Source organism: Stieleria neptunia, assembly GCF_007754155.1.
In the GTDB taxonomy this organism is placed as follows: Bacteria; Planctomycetota; Planctomycetia; order Pirellulales; family Pirellulaceae; genus Stieleria; species Stieleria neptunia.
The window spans coordinates 7,599,260-7,615,584 of record NZ_CP037423.1; the positions used below are offsets into that span (position 1 = coordinate 7,599,260).

Genomic DNA, 16,325 nt, shown 5'->3' on the forward strand with positions numbered 1-16,325 from the left:
CCCTCAGGACCAATTCCCCCTGACGGTAACGCAGTGAAGCACTTTTTCCTCTGCGATTCTTGAAGTTTTAGCGGCAGGGCGCGAGCCCACCGGTTCCTCATCTTTGCCGAAACACCGGAGGGCTCGCGGGCTGTCGTTTTAGTCGATGTTTCGAAATCAGCGTGATCATCTCAGGTGCGACATCTGCGGTCGCGGCTCAGCGTCGTTCGCGTGCTTTTCGTTTGGCGCGCTGTTGATCGCGAAATCGTTTCTTGCGTTTGGCGTCTTTGGCGGCGTCCTTTTCCGCTTTCTCGGCGGCCAGCACGGCGGTTTGAGTTTTCTCACGCGCCATGATCTTGGGCGTTTCCAGCGTCAAACGGCCGAAGGCGCCCGAGCGGAATTCCGTCACCAGAATCCGCGAGGCGCGATCGATGTCGACAAGATTATTTTTGCCCAGACAGCCCCGCTTGCGTCCGATCGCTTCGATGGCTTCCAATTCCGTCGTCGGCTTGCTGTCCAAGTCGTAACGCTCGGTCAGCAAGTCCGGGTATTCGGCCAGCATGTAGCGGGCGGCGAAGAAGCCGATGTCGGCATACTCCATCGCCGTCTCCTTGATCGTTCCCAGCAGCGCCAAGCGGTAGCCGCTGTTGGGGTTGAGCACGTTCGGCCAGAGCATCCCCGGTGTGTCCAGCAGCGTGACGCCGTCACCGATACTGACGCGTTGTTGTTGCTTGGTGACCGCGGGGGTGTTGCCCGTCTTGGCGATCTTTCGACCGGCCAAATAATTGATGATCGTCGATTTACCGACATTGGGGATGCCCATGATCATCGCGGTCACGGTTCGACCGCTGCGGTGGGGCACCATCTGGGTCGCGATCGGTTTCAATCGTCGAATGGTCGGCACGTCGTCGGTGGTGACCGCATGGCTGCGGACGCCGACGGTTTGCTCGAAGTAAGCCTGCCAGGTCGCCGTCATCGCGTCATCGGCCAGGTCGCTCTTGGCCAACACCTTCAGGCACGGTTTGTCGCCGCGCAGTTCGGCCAACAACGGGTTCTCGCTGGAATACGGAATCCGCGCATCGAGGATCTCGATGACCACGTCCACTTTGGGCAGCGTCGCTTGCATTTCAAGCCGAGCTTTATGCATGTGGCCCGGAAACCACTGGATGGACATGGGACGCTCGCTGGGGCGTGGGACGGGAAATGGAAAACGACAAAGCGTCCTGTAGTGTCGCCGCTGAATGCCGTTCTGCTAACCCCAAGGCCTCGAAAAAGGGTAAAACCCGTCAACGGATTGTCGAGATCGCCCCGGATCATTCTGCCCCGGATCATTCTGCCATCCCCGTCTCGCCAAAAGCCGAGTCGAAAGGTTGACGCGGACCGGGACTAAAACAGATGGTAGGCCTTGGCGTCCAAGCGGCTCGCCAATTCGGGATCATTGGCCCGCGCCAGCAGGTCGTAGTAGCCGTAGGGGTATTTGAACACGTGGCCGATGCCCAAGGTTTTGTCGCCTCGTTTTTGCCAGTATTCGGCGTCTCGGGGGCGCAGCGGACTGAGCGGGTGATCCTTGATCTTGCGGTCGCCCGGCTGAGGTCCCATCCGCGTGACCGTCACGTATTTTCGAAACGCGGTGCGACAGCTCTCGGCCCATTCCACGTCCCCCATCGCGGCGAGTTCAACGAGCGACTGACCGAACGTCAGCATGTGTCCGGCAAACCCTTGTCCATAGCCGACGAATCGATCGATCGCATCGCTGGCTTCTTGGAGGATAAATCGCGATGCCGCCTGCGAATCGACGAACGGTGGCGGATCGACGGCGTCGTCCGGTTGGATGTCGCGCCAGGGCTTGAAGGCTTTGATCAGGTTGCAGATTCCGGCAACCCGCTCGGGCGTGGCGGTCTCCGGCAGCAGACGAAACGCTTTGATCGCGTGCATCGCAAAGATGGCGTCGTGGCCGACTTCGCGCAGCACCCCGCCGCCTTCGGCCAACGCCTTGCCGACCTGACCGACCGCGTCGGCGACGGGGTCTCGATCGGGGAACGGTTCACACAGTTTTGACGGCGCCCAATTGAGGTCGAACAGTTGGACGATCCTGCCGGCAGCCGCATCGTCGAATCCATTGTCGACGCACATCAGGTGCGCCGAAATCATCGAGGCGCCGCGGTGGCCGTCGGCAAAGTAGTTCATTTCCGGCGCTCGCGCGAGGGCGTTGAGCCCCAACCGCACCAGACGCTTTTCGGTCAGGCTGCGTTCTTCCGCAGCGGCTTGGCGATCATCGGCCAGCAGCAGTCCACTGATCAGCGCCCCGCCGCCGATGGCGAATCGTCGTCGGTCAAGGAAAGGGTGCATCGGTCAGTTCCGGGTTGATTGGATTGGGGGGGTGCAGCTCGATCGGCGAGATTCCCGCCGACTGAAAGGATACACGATCGCAGGCCCCCACCCGGCCTGTTGCTGGAATCCCGCACGCATCAGCAAGGGGCAACGCGGCGCCACTCCCCTCCGCGCTTGGGCGAACCTCATCACGTTGATTGCGGGACCGCGATGAAATCCACCGCCCGCGCCGCTGCGGGGGCCGTGTGGATTTCGCGGCTGGAGGGTGCGTCGCGTCGCCAAAGTCATTGCCAGGGCGGCAAAGATGCTGGATGATCAGCGGCTTCGACCGTTCGGCACAACGCTTGCACTGCGGGTGCGAGATCGATCTCGATCCACCATTATCATCCAACGACGAACTGAAAGAACCTTGACATTCTGCATCGGAATCCAAGTCCGCGAAGGGATCATCGCCCTGGCGGACACCCGCATCGTTCGCGGCAGCGAGCAGGTCAACAAACAAAAGCTGGCTGCGTTCCAACACGGCAACAGCGCCTTGTTCACGATGACCAGTGGACTGCGATCGGTCCGCGACAAGACGCTGGTCTACGTCGAAGAATCCTTGCGTGGGGGCGGCCAGACGCAGGATCGGCTGTATCAATTTGCGAACCTGTTCGGCCAACAGCTCCGCCGGGTGAAAGAGGAAGACGGCCCCTCGCTGTCCACCACCGGGCACTCGTTCAACCTGCACGCGATCATCGGCGGTTGTTTGCCCGCCGATCAGCGGCCCCAGTTGTTCTACATCTATCCCGAAGGGAATTGGGTCGAATGCGCGATCGATTCGCCTTACTTCATGATCGGACGCACCTATTACGGCAAACCCATCGTGGATCGCCTGCTGACGTTTGAGACTCCCTTGCGGGCGGCGTTGGCGCTCGCCTTCCTGGCCTTCGATGCGACGCGAGCGAGTGTCACCGACGTCGGCTATCCGATTGACGTGGCCGTGATTTCAACACAGAGCCGTCTTCCCGTCTATCGACGTTTGACCCAGTCGGATCTCGCCGAAACGACAGACAACTGGGCACAGGGGTTGAAGGACATCCTCGGGCAATTGCCGATGTCGTGGGCGGACCCATTGCTCAATTCTACCACTTTTGATTCTGCCGGCCCCTCGGGCGCGGTGAATCTGAACAACCAAGATCAAAATCAAACTCAATAGTGCCATGCCGACCATCAAAGTTGAAAGCCAACTGGAATATGACGTTCGTCAGCCGACCAACATGCTGTTCAAAATCGCCGCCGCTCGCACCGAACGGCAAGAGGTTCGCAATGAGCGTCTGGTGGTGCAACCGGAGATGCAGATGGAAACGCTGGAGGTCGGCTTGGAGGGGAACACGATGCAGCGTCTCTCCGTGCAACCCTGCCAACTGACGATCCAATACGAAGCCGAGGTCGTCTCGGTTGCCCAGTCGACCGATCTGGGCAACGTTGCCGAATCCAATGTGGGCAGCCTGCCGATGGAGGTGTTGCCCTACCTGAACCCGAGCCGCTACTGCGAAAGCGATCTGCTGGGCCGATTCGCGTTTGAAGAATTTGGTCAGGTTCAACCCGGGCTGCTGCGGGTCCAAGCGATCTGTGATTGGGTCAACGAGCATCTCGATTACACGCCGGGCAGCACCGGCGTGATGACCACGGCCGCGGACGTGGTCTTGCAACGGACCGGGGTCTGCCGCGACTACGCCCATTTGGCGATCGCGTTGTGCCGGGGCATCGGGGTGCCGGCGCGCTACGTTTCGGGCTACGCCGCCCAGTTGCAGCCGCCCGATTTCCATGGATTCATGGAGGTGTTCCTGAGCGGTCAGTGGTACTTTTTTGATCCCACCCGACTCGCCCCCGTCGACGGACTGGTCCGCATCGCGACCGGTCGCGACGCCGCCGATGTCCCCTTTGCGACGATCACCGGCGACGCGGGATTGACGTCTAAAACCGTTAGCGCGGTGTTCTTGCCGGAGTGATCCGGCCGGTTTGGAATGACAGTTGCACCTTGTTTGAGACCAGATCGGTCAGACGATGTCATCGATTCGCCGTCTCCGTTTGTTTCCCGCTGATGCGGTTGATGCGGAAGTCCGTCGCAAAGGCTTCCATCCCGTGATTCGTGGGGCGAGAGGTGTATGCCTGCCCCACTCTCTGTTGGCGATTGAAGAGCGGACGCGGCGGTGGACGGAGACCGACCGCACTGGTCGATAATCGACCAGGCTGGCGGGGATCGCCCCATCGCGAGCCCAAACCGCTCACCGGCGGAATGTCTCTGGCCGGAGAAGATTGATTGTGCCCTCAACCAAAAGGAAAATTATTAAAACGCCTCAAATTGTCGTCACGACGACCGGAACACATAGTTGGCGGATTCGCACCGCCGGCAAGGCAGCGGCCGAGCATTCACGACGCGTGTTTGCCTCTCAGGGTCTTCGATGCAGCCAAGTGAAGCGCCGCGAGAACGGGTTTGCATTTCAGGCCACGGCCGCGGGGGAGGCCCCCAAACCGGCGGCGGTCAGTCCGGCTTGATCGACCTAAATCACCTTACCGACGCCTAAGGGCGTGTGACGCCGCCGCGATTCTCATTGGCATATCAATTGCCACTCGTAGGGGCGTTGTTTGCACCTACCACGGGCGGGCTGTCTGCCCGGCCACTGACACGGATCCAAGAATCAATGAGCTCGATCATCGAATCTGAAAACCACCCCCAACCCAATGACACGATTCCTCAGGTGCTGGCGCCGCCCAGCGAGAGTTTGAACGCTGAGGCGGCCGGCGAATTGAACATCTGCTTGATCAGCTTGCACGGGCTGATCCGCGGCACCGACCCCGAACTCGGCTGCGACGCCGACACCGGCGGCCAAGTCAAATACGTCTTGGAACTCGCTCGCGAGCTGGGTTCGCGGGCGAACGTGCGTCAGGTGCAATTGTTGACCCGGCAGATCATCGACCCCAAGGTCTCGGAGGATTATTCGGTCCTGGAAGAGCCGATCGGGGAATGCGCGAAAATCGTGCGGATCCCCTTCGGCCCCAAGCGTTATCTGAAGAAAGAATCGCTGTGGCCCTACATCGAGATGTTCATTGATCAGACGCTCGCCTATTTCAAACGCCACGGGATACCGGATCTGATTCACGGCCACTACGCCGACGCCGGTATCGCCGGTGCGCACTTGGCCCAGTTGCTGCACCTGCCCTACGTGTTCACCGGTCACTCACTCGGCCGGGTGAAGCGTCAGCGGTTGAGCGTCGGCAAAACGAATCCCGAGACTCTGGAAAAGAAGTACAAGTTCACGCAGCGGATCGAGGCCGAAGAGACGGCGTTGGAAACGGCCGCGATGGTGGTCACCAGCACGAACCAGGAAGTGAAACAGCAATACGAGCTGTACGATCATTACGTCCCGGCGCGGATGGAGGTGATCCCGCCCGGCGTTGATCTGTCCCATTTTTCCCCGCTGGCCGACCCGAATCATCAACCGGAAATCGACCAGGCGCTCGAGCCATTTCTGCGCGAGCCCGACAAGCCGATGATCTTGACGATGGCGCGCCCGGACGAGCGCAAGAACTTGGAGATGCTGGTCAAGGTCTACGGTGAAAGCGAGGAACTGCAGAAGGTCGCGAATCTGGTGTTGATCCTGGGGACCCGGGACGATTTGCGGGAGCTTCCCCGGGGGCAACAGGCGATCATCACGAACATCTTGCATTTGATCGACCAGTACGACCTGTACGGCAAGGTGGCGTATCCGAAATCACATCGCCCCTCCGACGTGCCCGATCTGTACCGGATGGCGGCGCAGTCCAAGGGCGTCTTCATCAACCCCGCCCTGACCGAGCCGTTCGGGCTGACCCTGTTGGAAGCCGGTGCGACCGGGGTGCCGATCGTCGCCACCAACGATGGCGGACCGCGGGACATTATTTCCAATTGTGAAAACGGGCTGCTGATCGATCCGCTCGACGCGGGCGAGATCGAACGGGCGTTGTTGCGGGTTTTGACCGAGGAAGACGTCTGGCAAAAATTCTCCCAGGCGGGGATCGCCGGAACGCGCAAGCACTACGCATGGAGCAACCACGCCTCGCGTTATCTCCGCGACGTGAACGAGATTCTCGAGCGGGCAACCTACCCCAGTGCGGTGAACCGGCCGGAACGCAAACTGCCGCAATTTGATCGCATGATCATCACCGATTTGGACAACACACTGACCGGCGACGACGAGGCCTTGGCACGATTTGCGGACCTGATCCGCGAGAACGATCACATCGGTTTCGGTATCGCGACCGGACGGCGGCTCGACAGCGCCTTGGAATTGATCGAGTCGCTCGGATTGCCGCAACCGGATCTGATCGATACCGACGCGGGCACGCAGCTGCACTACGGGGAGGCGATGACCCCTGACCGGACGTGGCAGAAATCGATCGGCTATGCCTGGGATCGGGACGGGATTCTGGACTGTTTGACCGATCTGGAAGGGTTGACCCCGCAGTCGGACGACCGACAATCCGACTTCAAAGTCAGCTTCGAGATGGACCCGAGTAAAATCACGGTCACAAACGTCAAAAAGAAACTGCGAGAAGCCGGACTGAGGGCTAAGGTGGTGTTGTCCCTGGGGATGTTTTTGGATGTAATCCCGGTCCGGGGCGGCAGCGATTTGTCGATGCGGCATGTGCTCTGGAAATGGGGCTTCCAGCCGGATCACGTCTTGGTCGCCGGCGATTCGGGCAACGATGCCGGCATGTTGCTGGGGCGAACGCTGGGTGTCGTCGTCGCCAATCACAGCCGTGAGCTTGATCGATTGAAAAAACGACCGCGTATTTATTTCGCAAACACTCCGCACGCGGGCGGAATCTTGGAAGGCATCGAGTACTACAACTTTTTGGACAAAATCGTAATTCCCAATGATCGGATTGATTGACTACGGTACGGAAACCCAGGCAGAGCTTGATGAGCTTTCATTTCAGGCCGATCTATCACTGCAACGGCTGAAGCCGCGGTTGGAGCAGGTTTGGGAACAGTATGCGATATCGGACGAACGACAGAAGATCTTTGAGTCGCGTTTGCAAGAGCAGTGGCGACCGTTGTTCGCCCAGCTGCACGAGCTCTACAGCGGACGCTACGATTTTTTCTATCATCTCGAACAGGTGCTGTTGACCTGCGCCCTGGCCTTCGCCGAGCGCAGCGATGATCTGTGTGAAATCGATCGGCATCGGGTGATCGAGCCGGATTGGTTTCAGTCCCAAAACGTGATCGGCGGCGCACTCTACGTCGACCTGTTCAGCGACAACCTGAGCCGCTTGCGGGAGCACGTCGGCTACTTCAAAGATTTGGGGCTGACCTATTTGCACCTGATGCCGTTGTTTGCGGTCCGTCCGGGAAACAACGACGGCGGCTATGCGATCAGCAACTACCGCACGATCGCACCGAGCCTGGGAACGGTGGAGGATTTGAAGCTGTTGGCCGATGACCTGCGCGAAGCCGGCATCAGCTTGGTGTTGGATTTTGTGTTCAACCACACGTCGGACGATCACGAGTGGGCGCAGCGGGCCCAGGCCGGGCAACGGGAGTACCGGGAGTTCTATTACACGTTCGCCGATCGAACGGTGCCGGAGCAATACGAACGCAACCTCCGCGAGATCTTTCCGACCGTTCGCCGCGGCAACTTCACCTGGCACGACGGCATGGGACGCTGGGTCTGGACCACGTTCAACAGCTTTCAGTGGGATCTGAACTACAGCAATCCCGCCGTCTTTCGAGCGATGCTCGATGAGATGCTGTTCATCGCCAACTTGGGCGTCGACTTTCTGCGTCTCGACGCGGTGGCCTTTATCTGGAAACAGATGGGAACCAGTTGCGAGAACCTGCCCCAGGCACACTCGGTCATCCGCGCGTTCAATCGCCTGGTGCGTTTGGCCGCGCCGGCGCTGGTGTTTAAATCCGAAGCGATCGTGCACCCCGATGAAGTCGTCAAATACATCGACAAGAATGAATGCCAGGTTTCCTACAATCCGACCTTGATGGCGCTGCTGTGGGAATCCTTGGCGACCCGGCGAACCGATCTGTTGGTGCGAACCCTCTCGCGACGATTCTCGTTACCCGCGGGGACGTCCTGGGTCAATTACCTGCGCTGCCACGATGACATCGGCTGGACGTTCGATGATGACGATGCGGCGTCGATCGGAATCAACGCCTACGACCATCGAAACTTTCTCAACCAATTCTATTCGGGCCAGTTCGAAGGTTCCTTCGCCCGGGGCGTTCCGTTCCAACACAACCACGAGACCGGCGACATGCGGATCTCGGGCACGATGGCGTCGCTGGCCGGCTTGGAACGGGCGATCGAACAAGAAGACGAGGAAGGCAAAGAGCTTGCGATTCGACGGATGATGCTGCTGCACGGCGTCACGCTCAGCATCGGCGGAATCCCCTTGTTGTACATGGGCGAAGAATGGGGCATGTTGAACGATTATTCCTTCACCGCCGACCCGGCCAAGGCCGGCGATTCCCGCTGGATTCACCGACCGCGGATGAAGTGGGAGTACCTGGAGGAGTTGGATGACGAATCCGGACGCGATTCGATTCGCCGACGCATCTTCCGTTCGCTGCAATCGATGATCGCGATCCGAAAACGCACGCTGGCGTTCGCCGGCCAGGAGATGAGTCTGTTTCCGACCGGGAACCATCACCTGCTCGGATATGTCCGCTCCAACGAAGCATCCAACGTGGTCGTGGTGGCGAACTTCACCGAACACGCCCAGGTCTTGGACGCCAATCGATTGCGGACCGCCGGACTCGGTCGGTTCTTCAAAAACCTGCTCAACGATGTCGAATACGGGACCGCCGAACCCGTCTTGCTGCAGCCGTACGAGCTGTTGTGGCTGAAACGGATTTAGCCGCGGCGGCCGAGGTGATACATCAATCCGTCTCGGACACCTTCCGGGCCGATCCCGTCGGCCAAGTACAGCCATTGTTGATCGCGCATCGCGTCCTTGGTTTCGCCACGCAATTGCTCGTCCGCGTTCCCCACCAGCACGGCGCGGACTCCACTGGTCATCGCCGCGGTGTCGTTACCGGAATCCCCGGCGAACACGATCGATGCGGGATCGATCGATCGACGTGTGGCCCACCAATGGATCGCCGAACCCTTGTTGACGTCGATCGGTAAGATGTCCAGCAAGCCGTCACCGGTTTCCGGATCGCGGCTGATGGTGAACGCCAGCGGACAATCGAACTCGACGATCCACATCGCGACCGACTCGCGAACCGCCGAAAGGGCGCGGTGTGGAAAGTCGAAACTGCATTTCAGTGGCGTCTGTTGCCGCGGATCTTGGGGCGTCAGCCATTCGACACGCTCGCACAGCGCGGATTGAATGCTCGCGTTCGTCCAGCGTCCCATCCGATCCAACAACGCCTGTTCGTAATCGCGATCAGGCTCGTAGCTGCCGTCCCCGCGGCGATGCCACATCGTGGACCCGACGTCGCACAGGATCGAAGCCGGATGCGGCAAGTCGAATTGCGTGATCGCTTCGAACGTCAACGCGAAGGAGCGCCCCGTGACAAAAATCAGCTGCAAAGAATGTTCTTCGACCAGGCTGCCCAAATGCTTGACCGCCGCGCGCTGCTGGGGTGTTTCGTGAACCGGAATCAACGTTCCATCCAAATCGGTGGCGAGCGTCGTGACGGTCAAGTTTGTGTTCAAATTCATGGGGATGGTGGGTGTGGATCTCTGGGAAACCTCGCGGCGTGCTAGTTGATCGTCGAAAAGGCCGAATCACGACACGAGCTCAACAGCAGGTTCCCCGAGTAGCAAACGCGGTGCCAATTGTAAGGTGATACATCAGCGCGACCACCGGACAATCGGCCCAATCCCTGCCGCGGGAAGACCTGCTCTGAAGTCGCATTTCGTCTGCAAAATGCCGGTGCACCGAATCTCCGGTGTGGGGCCGTCCAACCAAACAGGATGGGGTCTTCGCTTCAGTGGCAACGCATGATTCGAGCCGAGTTTCCCAAGGAAATCCTGCCGCCGCACCCCCTCTGCGTAGACGCCCTCCAATACCTCCGTGTAAACTGGGGCCAGACCGGTCAGGCTTTACCGTACCTGGGATTCCCCTTTTGATGACCAACGAATCGTTCGATGATCTGCTGGCCCGATGCCGCGAGGGTGACGAGGAAGCCGTGGATCGGGTGGTGCGTCAGTATTCGGGCCGGTTGCTGGCCGTGGCAAGAAAGTTGCTGAGTGCCCAAGTCCGACGACGGGTGGACCACGAAGACATCGTCCAGAGTGCCCTGTTCACGTTTTTTCGACGCGTCGAAGACGGCGAATTCACGATCAAAGCCCCCGACGATCTTTGGAAGTTGTTGGTCACCATCACGGTTCGTAAAGCGCAGAACCAGGGGCGCCTGCATTCCGCGGCGCAACGCAGTCCGGCCCGCGAAGTCAACGGATCCTGGTTCGTCACCGCAATCTCTCGTGACCCGGGACCGGTCGAGGCCATCGTCCTGTCGGAGATCATTGAGGATTTAACGCGTTGGCTGGAACAGGAAAAATACGGAACCATTTTGGAGCGCATCCTCAGCGGCGAAGCGAAGGCGGACATCGCCAACGACCTGGGACTGTCCAAGCGAACGGTCGATCGAGTGCTGTTTCGCATCCGAACCCGATTGGAAGGCTGGATCGGCGATCCGAACTAGCGCTTGGTCAGCTTTCGATTTTCGAGCCTGTGTTTGTCGAGCGGAAAAGGGGTCAGGTACCAAAAACCAAATGGCCCGCAGGGTGCTTCGGAGCGGAAAAGGGGTCAGGTACCAAAAACCAAATGGCCCGCAGGGTGCTTCGCATTTTTGGTACCTGACCCCTTTTCCGCAGCGACCCCTTTTCCGCAGCGACCCCTTTTCCGCAGCTTTTTCCGCAGCGCCGGGAGCGTGGATTCGTGATGTGGCAACAACGACGTGATGGCGAATTCGGAAATCCTGCATTTCTCCTGTCTTGATGCGGATTCCGATGCGATCACACCCATGGATGACGGCCATGCACCTTGCTGGCTTGCGTCACCAGGCATTTTCCCACATCACTTCTCCTGCTCGACGCTGGAATGAAATTTGAACTCGATCCCGCCGCGGGCCTGTCGAACGCAGAACGTTCCAGCTTTGACTCGTTCATTTTGGATTTTGAAGCGCGTTGGTCGCCGGATGCGTTTGAGCCATTTGCCCGGCGACTGGTGGCATTGCGGGGACGATTGGCGGAGTCGTTGCTGTGTGAGATGGTCTTGATCGATATTGAACGACAATGGGACCACGGCATCGCGGTCAGGGTCGAAGACTATCTGATCGCCTATCCAGAAATTACCGGAGAGGATTCCGGTCCGCCGGACTCCGTCCAACTGGGGTTCGTCGTCGCGGAAATCGAAGCGCGGGCCGACACGGGAAACGCGTTGACCCGAGGGGAGATTCTGGCGCGGTTTCCAAACCTTGCCGAAAAACTGGAGCCGTTGCTGCAGTCCCGCGGCCAGGCTGACACCCGTGTGATCGAAAACGGCGACACCAGCCGATCACCCAGCGCCGACGATGACGATGGTTCGCACCGCGGTCGGCCGCAGATCCGAAAATCGCCTCCGTTGCCCTACGAATTTGGGCGTTACCGAGTCATCCGACGGATCGCCGATGGCGGGATGGGGGCGGTCTATCTGGCTTCGGATACGTCGCTTTACGACCGACAGGTGGCGTTGAAAGTGCCACATTTCTTAGCCGATTCACAAGAGGATCTGGAGTGCAAAACCCGTTTCTTTGCCGAAGCCCGAGCCGCATCGCGACTCGATAAACATCCCCATCTCTGCTCGATCTACGAGATCGGACAGATCGATGGAATCGATTACATTTCGATGATGTATGTCGAAGGCGAGACGCTTGAAACACGCCTGCAAAAACGGGGACGACTTGACCAGCGGAAGTCCGCGGCACTGGTGATCAAGGTTGCCGAAGCGATCCATTACGCCCATCAGCGCGGCATCATTCACCGTGATTTAAAACTCGCCAACATCATGCTCAACTCGCTCGGTGAGCCGATGGTCATGGATTTCGGCTTGGCCAGATTGGTCGGTGAAACGGAGTCCACACGGCTGACGCGTCACGGGGCCTTGATCGGTACACCGACATACATGTCGCCCGAACAGGTCAGGGCCGATCCCGATGACATCCACGCGGCAACCGACATCTACAGCTTGGGCGTCGTGCTTTACCACCTGCTGACCGGGCGGCTTCCCTTTCAAGGTTCCCTCGGCACGATCATGAGTGGTGTGCTCCGCGACGCTCCGGTGCCACCGAGCAGGCACCTGCCGAGTCTGGATCCCGAGCTGGAAACCATCTGCCTGACAATGATGTCCAAGCGGGCCGAGGATCGTTACGCGTCGATGGAAGAGGTCAGTGGGAGACTCGGCCAATGGCTGCAACGCGAACCAACACGCGAAGTCGATTGCAGTGCTTCGAGCCGTTCGTTCCCGTTACGGATCGGTCTGGTCGCGTCCGCCCTGTCGGTGCTGTTGCTGGTCGTGCTGAGCGTGGTGCTGATCGTGCGGACCCAACACGGGGAAGTCCGATTTGAGATCGAACCAAGCGAGATCGCTGTCATCATTGACGGCAATCGATTTAATCTGGAGGATCTCCGTCAACCTCAGCAACTGCATTCGGGGCCACACGAACTGGCGATCGAGATCGGCGGCACGCCGGTTCCATTGGATCGTGACTTCTCGATCGAAACGGTCGAATTTCAAGGCCGAGCGAAACTGGCCGTCGAAATCGATGGCGCGTCCGTCACCGCGGACCAGTTCGACGTGACACGCGGTGAGGAACACGTGATGCGGGTGGCGTTGATCGAGATGACGTCGGCGGAAACTTCGTCGCAAACGAAACCTGTCCAACCGGTTGCCCCGTCCGCCGCATCGCCGCAGCACACCCTGCAGACGGCGCTGGAGTTCAACGGTGTCGACAGCTACGTGTCGATCCCGTCCTTTCGTTATGACGGATCGTTTCCGATCACGGTCGAGGCCCTGGTCACACCGCTCGGTAACGTCGTCGACGGACATCTGGTCTCCAATACGCAGCGTTCCGGCTTTTCGCTCGTCACGCAAAAGGATCAATGGATGTTCTACTTCCGAGACCTGGAAGCATATCGCCATGCCCAGACCCCGCGGAGCGAACAGGGTCGCCCGGTCCATCTGGCGGGCGTCTATGACGGTCACGAAGTCTGCCTGTTCATGGATGGTCATGCGATGCACCGAGTCAAAGTCCAGTACGAACACCGCCCCTCGGCGCAACATCTGTTTCTAGGTGCGGGCAACAACAAGATCAACGAACCCGAGGCCTTCTTTTCGGGGCTGATTCATTTTGTTCGCCTTTCCAAGGGAGCACGCTACGGCGCCGATTTTCAAGTCCCAAGCCGAATCGAATCGGACGCCGACACACTCGCCCTGTATGACTTCAACGAGCAGGCGGGCGACGTCCTGTTCGATCGATCTGGCAATGGTCATGACGGGAAAATCCACAACGCTCGCTGGGTCCGCAACGAGGTTGCTGCACCGCCGGCCCTGAATCAGCGGTCGTTGATTCATCGTTGGACGACGGCCGAACACGACGATCGCGTCAGGGCGGTTGCGGTGTCTCCAGATCAATCGTTGCTCGCCAGCGGCAGCTACGACGGGACGGTGGGGATCTGGGACGCGAAGACCGGCCAGCTGAAACGCAGGATTTCGGTGATGCCCAAAAAAGTCATCGACCTTGCGATTGCACCGGACGGTCGCTCGTTGGCCGTTTGCGGTTGGGACGACCAGGTGCAGTTGCTGAACATGGAAACCGGGCAGAAACTTTCAACGTTCCGAGTCCCAACCTCCCTCCGCAAATCGGCGATCACCGGCGTCCGTTTTTCTCCGCAGGGAGATCGGCTGGTCAGCGGCGGATGGGATGGCAAAGTGATCGTCTGGGACATTGCCTCCGGCCGAAAAATCAATGGGTTCCACTACCCGCACGGGCGCGTCCACTGCATCGCGGTTTCCGAGGACGCAGGGCTGATCGCGGCGGCCGGCGACCGAACCATTCAAATCTGGAACGCTGCCAAACGCAAGGCCCTCGTCAATCTGAAAGGTCATTGCAACACCGTCATGGCCCTGGCATTCTCACACGATGGAACAGAATTGTTGTCCGCCAGCCAAGATGGTTCCATTCGCCGCTGGGACACCCGCGACGGCAGCCTGAAGCATGCGTGGTGGAATGTGGAACCGTTGGTCGACGTGCAATGGCTTCGCGACAACAAGACGGTGGTCTCCAAAGATCAATCCGGCAGGGTGCGGTTTTGGAACGCGTCCACGGGGCAGCGACTGGGCGAAACCACGACGCATCTCGGCCAACTGGGGACGATTGCGCTATTGAACGATGACGCTCAACTGGCGACGTGCGGCGACAAGGGGCAGGTGAAGCTTTGGGACGTTGCCGAACCACCGGCCGCCGAGAATCATGCGAATCAGCCGCGTCCGTCCGGTCCCGAGGGCAGCGACAATCGGGTTCTGTACTGCGACGGCGTTTCGTCACACCTCCGCGTCCCCGAGTTCCGATACGACGGCACGCATCCGATCACGATCGAAACGTGGCTACGGTTACCGACGCTCGAAAGCAATCCAACGGACGCGCGGCCCGGCGTCATCTCGCAGAATGACGGTCGCGGGTTGAATCTGTTGCTGATGGAACGCGGTTTCTTTCAATCCGGAGCGGCCGGTTGCGGTAACGTCATCGCCGATTGTGTGGCGGCCACCGATCGCTGGACCCACGTGGCATTCACCTACGACCATCCGACGCTGCAGCTATTTGTCGACGGACGGCTGCAATCAAAGCGGTCGGCAAAGGCTCCCTTTCGTCCGGGCGACAAGGATTTTATTGTTGCCGCCGACCCGACAACCGCGACCGGTGTTTCGCGGCACCTTCGAGCACTCTTTGACGAGGTCCGTTTTTCCAAAGTCGTCCGGTACCGCGATCCGTTCATCCCACCGACGCGACACGAGACCGATGCCGATACCATCCTGTTGTATCACTTCGATGATCTCTCGATCGACCGAGCTCATGACGCGACGGGTAATGGTTTTGACGCAGAGATTCATCGCGCCCGCGTGGTCCCCGATGGTGATTTGCCGCCGGGGTTTGACCGTGACGAGGGGTTGCGATTGGATTCGAACCGACGCGACAACCGCTTTAGCGAAGCGTTTGGGGCGGTCGCCGGCCACACGCCGACTGCGGTCAAAGACTACGACAATGCGTACCGTTCCAGCGACGGAGAGAACTCGAACCGTTGGCACGCCGCGGGGCATTTAAACATCCAAACCAACGGTGGATCCAAGGCGTGGAACGCATTGAGTGTGCAGCGTGGCCTGTTGGAAGTGACCGCCAGATCGGTCAGCGAAGGATCGTCATGGATGGTGAATTTGACCAACGTTCGACTCCGACGAGGCATCAGGATCTTAGTCCGCGCCGACGGCAAGATCGTTTACGGACCGAGTCTCTTTCAGTTTTCCCCGCGATTTCCCGATCGGTTGTTGACCGAGATCCCGGCGGATTCGACGAAGCAATTTCATGCGTTGGGGATCGCGGTTCATCAGCGGGCGTTTCAAGTGTTTTGGGATGGCGCCGCGATCAGTGATCGGATCGATCTGGATTTCGATCTCGCCCCGAGTGCCGTCGCATTGGGAAACCATGGCAGCGGTCACACGGCATTCAACGAAGTCAGGTACTGGCGCCCCTTCGATGCACGCGAAACCGCCGACGGCCCTGGGCAAGCAAGCCGACACGACAAGGGATCGCGATCGCCGGACGGCGGCATGGGCGAGACGGGGATGGCAGAATGATGGAGCGGCAGAATGATGGGTAACCGAATGATTCTGGCTCCGCCACCTGAGCGGTCAGAACATCATTCTGCCCCGTATGATTCTGCCACTTCAAATCATGCAGTCGGGTGCCGCGGAAAAGGGGTCAGGTACCAAAA

The 16,325-nt window shown here is 59.4% G+C and carries 9 protein-coding genes; 6 read left to right on the plus strand and 3 right to left on the minus strand.

Going from position 1 to position 16,325, the window contains the following annotated elements; translation table 11 throughout:
* Window positions 1-196: 196 nt before the first annotated feature.
* Complete coding sequence (ylqF, locus tag Enr13x_RS26460; protein WP_145389939.1) at window positions 197-1,153, minus strand: ribosome biogenesis GTPase YlqF; 957 nt, start codon at window positions 1,151-1,153, stop codon at window positions 197-199.
* Between the two features lie 212 nt (window positions 1,154-1,365).
* Complete coding sequence (locus tag Enr13x_RS26465; RefSeq protein ID WP_145389940.1) at window positions 1,366-2,328, minus strand: hypothetical protein; 963 nt, start codon at window positions 2,326-2,328, stop codon at window positions 1,366-1,368.
* 391 nt (window positions 2,329-2,719) lie between these two features.
* Here Enr13x_RS26465 and Enr13x_RS26470 point away from each other — a divergent pair, with 391 nt between their 5' ends.
* The 4 genes from Enr13x_RS26470 (at window position 2,720) to Enr13x_RS26485 (ending at window position 9,204) form a co-directional block, all read left to right on the plus strand.
* The gene (locus Enr13x_RS26470; RefSeq protein WP_145389941.1) at window positions 2,720-3,508 is read left to right on the plus strand and encodes an Ntn hydrolase family protein; all 789 of its coding nucleotides are present in this window, start codon (window positions 2,720-2,722) and stop codon (window positions 3,506-3,508) included.
* A 4-nt stretch (window positions 3,509-3,512) separates the two neighbouring features.
* Window positions 3,513-4,304 (plus strand): transglutaminase-like domain-containing protein, encoded by a 792-nt coding sequence (locus tag Enr13x_RS26475; RefSeq protein WP_145389942.1) that lies wholly within the window; start codon window positions 3,513-3,515, stop codon window positions 4,302-4,304.
* A 693-nt stretch (window positions 4,305-4,997) separates the two neighbouring features.
* Window positions 4,998-7,229 (plus strand): HAD-IIB family hydrolase, encoded by a 2,232-nt coding sequence (locus Enr13x_RS26480; protein ID WP_231743794.1) that lies wholly within the window; start codon window positions 4,998-5,000, stop codon window positions 7,227-7,229.
* Window positions 7,213-9,204, plus strand: coding sequence for an amylosucrase (locus tag Enr13x_RS26485; RefSeq protein WP_145389943.1), 1,992 nt, complete (start codon window positions 7,213-7,215; stop codon window positions 9,202-9,204). Before Enr13x_RS26480 ends, Enr13x_RS26485 begins: the two co-directional genes overlap by 17 nt.
* On the opposite strand, the gene Enr13x_RS26490 is transcribed toward Enr13x_RS26485, so the two are convergent.
* Window positions 9,201-10,016: an HAD-IIB family hydrolase gene (locus Enr13x_RS26490; protein ID WP_145389944.1), complete on the minus strand. Its 816-nt coding sequence runs from the start codon at window positions 10,014-10,016 to the stop codon at window positions 9,201-9,203. The two genes, Enr13x_RS26485 and Enr13x_RS26490, sit on opposite strands and share 4 nt — an antisense overlap.
* Window positions 10,017-10,426: 410 nt before the next feature.
* On the opposite strand from Enr13x_RS26490, the gene Enr13x_RS26495 reads away from it, so the two are divergent.
* A complete protein-coding gene (locus Enr13x_RS26495) occupies window positions 10,427-11,002 on the plus strand; it encodes an RNA polymerase sigma factor (protein WP_145389945.1) in 576 nt (191 codons plus the stop codon).
* Window positions 11,003-11,400: 398 nt separating this feature from the next.
* A complete protein-coding gene (locus Enr13x_RS26500) occupies window positions 11,401-16,188 on the plus strand; it encodes a protein kinase domain-containing protein (RefSeq protein ID WP_145389946.1) in 4,788 nt (1,595 codons plus the stop codon).
* Window positions 16,189-16,325 lie beyond the last annotated feature (137 nt).

What these genes read in the sequence shown, in the direction of transcription:
- Enr13x_RS26490 (WP_145389944.1), bottom strand. Translation starts at nt 10,016, where the DNA reads ATGAATTTGAACACAAACTTGACCGTCACGACGCTCGCCACCGATTTG.
- Enr13x_RS26495 (WP_145389945.1), top strand. Translation starts at nt 10,427, where the DNA reads ATGACCAACGAATCGTTCGATGATCTGCTGGCCCGATGCCGCGAGGGT.
- Enr13x_RS26480 (WP_231743794.1), top strand. Translation starts at nt 4,998, where the DNA reads ATGAGCTCGATCATCGAATCTGAAAACCACCCCCAACCCAATGACACG.
- Enr13x_RS26465 (WP_145389940.1), bottom strand. Translation starts at nt 2,328, where the DNA reads ATGCACCCTTTCCTTGACCGACGACGATTCGCCATCGGCGGCGGGGCG.
- Enr13x_RS26500 (WP_145389946.1), top strand. Translation starts at nt 11,401, where the DNA reads ATGAAATTTGAACTCGATCCCGCCGCGGGCCTGTCGAACGCAGAACGT.
- Enr13x_RS26475 (WP_145389942.1), top strand. Translation starts at nt 3,513, where the DNA reads ATGCCGACCATCAAAGTTGAAAGCCAACTGGAATATGACGTTCGTCAG.
- Enr13x_RS26485 (WP_145389943.1), top strand. Translation starts at nt 7,213, where the DNA reads ATGATCGGATTGATTGACTACGGTACGGAAACCCAGGCAGAGCTTGAT.
- ylqF (WP_145389939.1), bottom strand. Translation starts at nt 1,153, where the DNA reads ATGTCCATCCAGTGGTTTCCGGGCCACATGCATAAAGCTCGGCTTGAA.